Here is a 1,466-nt window from a genome sequence, read left to right on the forward strand (position 1 = left end):
CGACGGCACCGCCGCGCCCCTCACCCCGCCGGTCGCACCGCCGCCGTCCACCACCCCGGCGGCCGAGGCCCCGTCCGCGCCCGCCGACGCCGCGGTCCTGACCGGCCGCACCGTCCTGCTCGACCCCGGCCACAACCCCGGGAACTCCGCCCACACCGCCGAGATCAACCGCCAGGTGGACATCGGCAACGCCCGCAAGGAGTGCGACACCACCGGCACCGAGACCAACGCCGGCTACACCGAGGCCGAGTACACCCTGGACGTCTCCCGCCGGGCCCGCGCCCTGCTGGCCGCCCGGGGCGCCACGGTGGTCCTGGTCCAGGACGGCGACCGGCCCTGGGGCCCGTGCGTCGACGAGCGGGCCCGCGCGGGCGCCGACGCCCACGCCGACGTCGCGGTCTCGGTGCACGGGGACGGCGGCCCGGCGAGCGGCAGCGGGTTCCACGTGATCATGCCCGCCCGGGTGGTGGCGGGGAAGGCGGACAACGCGGCGATCGTCGCCCCCTCGCGCCGGCTCGGCCTCCTGCTGCGCGACCGGTTCCACGCCGCGACCGGCGAGCCGTACGCGGACTACATCGCCAAGGACGGCCTGGACACCCGCTCCGACCTGGGCGGCCTCAACCTCTCGACGGTCCCCAAGGTGTTCATCGAGTGCGGTAACATGCGCAACTCGACGGACGCGAAGCGGATGACGGACCCTCAGTGGCGCCAGCAGGCGGCCCGGGGGATCGCCGACGCGCTGACCGCTTTCCTGACGACCCAAGAGAAGACCGAAGAGCGGTAAGGGAGTTGGGCCGCGACCGGCGGAGGACGACGCTCCGCCCGGACCGCACGGTTTGCAACGACTTCACCCCATTCCCGGTCCCGCCGTGCACCGGCAGGACGGTTGGGCCTAGGCTTCTGGTCCGTTCGGGAGTTTCGGCCGGTCGGCCCGACCGCGCGAACCACCGTCCACGACACGTCAACGAGGGGAACGTTAGTGAATCTGCGCGCTCTCACCAGGGGAGACGCCGCCGTCGCAGGCGCGGCCGTCCTGCTCTTCATCGCCTCCTTCCTGCCTTACTGGACCGTGGACTGCGGCAACAGCCGGTACTGCCCGCCGTCGCAGAACGCGTGGAGCACGGACCTGTTCCCCATCCTGCCGTCGATCTACCTCCTCGGCATCGCCGCCGCGGTGCTGATCCTGGTGCAGCGCTTCCAGGGTGCGGCCGCGGCCAACCGCCAGGTGCTCGGCCTGCGGCTGGACCAGTGGGGCATCGCCCTCTCCGTCGCGGCGCTGTGGACCTCGGTCTGGGCGCTCGGCGGCGGCACCTCCAGCTCCGTCGTCAGCCACGGCTTCGGCGCCTGGCTCGGCTTCATCGCGCTGCTCGCGCTGGCCGGCGCGGCCGCCGCGGGCCCCCTGGTGCCCGCACTGAAGGCCCCGCTGGCCGCCGACCGCCCGGCGGCCGTCCCCGGCCAGTACGGCT

At 74.1% G+C, this 1,466-nt stretch carries 1 protein-coding gene and 1 pseudogene; both read left to right on the plus strand.

Annotation, left to right across the window (positions count from 1 at the left end; genetic code table 11):
- Window positions 1-784 (plus strand): N-acetylmuramoyl-L-alanine amidase (locus AE652_RS41335; protein WP_049661137.1); only part of this gene is annotated, 784 nt, incomplete at its 5' end.
- A 195-nt stretch (window positions 785-979) separates the two neighbouring features.
- A pseudogene (locus AE652_RS41340) lies at window positions 980-1,466 on the plus strand (hypothetical protein); the annotation flags it as partial.

The organism is Kitasatospora sp. MY 5-36 (genome assembly GCF_001182915.1).
Classification (GTDB): domain Bacteria; phylum Actinomycetota; class Actinomycetes; order Streptomycetales; family Streptomycetaceae; genus Kitasatospora.